Raw genomic sequence first — 394 nt, forward strand, 5'->3', positions numbered from 1 at the left:
CAGGGACGCCTGACCTCGGGCCTTGTCGCCGGGGCGGTGAAGGGCTGACATGGAGGCCGACCTGCTGCGGGCGGTCAACGCAACGCTGATGCCCGGCTTCACCGGACCGGTACTGCCGGACTGGCTGGCTCGCGAACTGGCCGACGGCCTCGGCTCGGTCTGCCTGTTCGGCACCAACATCGTGGAGCCGACCCAGCTGCGCGCCCTCACCGCTGCCATTCACGCCGCCAACCCGAACACACTGATCGCCACCGACGAGGAGGGCGGGGACGTCACCCGCCTGCACCATCGCACGGGCTCGCCGTACCCGTCCATGGCGTACCTGGGCCACCTCGACGACGAAGCCACCACCGAACGGGTCGGCGCCGGCATCGGTGCGGAGTTGCGCGCGGCG

1 pseudogene is annotated in these 394 nt (G+C 71.3%); it reads left to right on the plus strand.

Annotation, left to right across the window (positions count from 1 at the left end):
* Nucleotides 1–49: 49 nt before the first annotated feature.
* Nucleotides 50–394 (plus strand): annotated as a pseudogene (locus tag BN358_RS25565) (glycoside hydrolase family 3 N-terminal domain-containing protein); the annotation flags it as partial.

Source organism: Sedimentibacter sp. B4 (assembly GCF_000309315.1).
In the GTDB taxonomy this organism is placed as follows: domain Bacteria; phylum Bacillota; class Clostridia; order Tissierellales; family Sedimentibacteraceae; genus Sedimentibacter; species Sedimentibacter saalensis.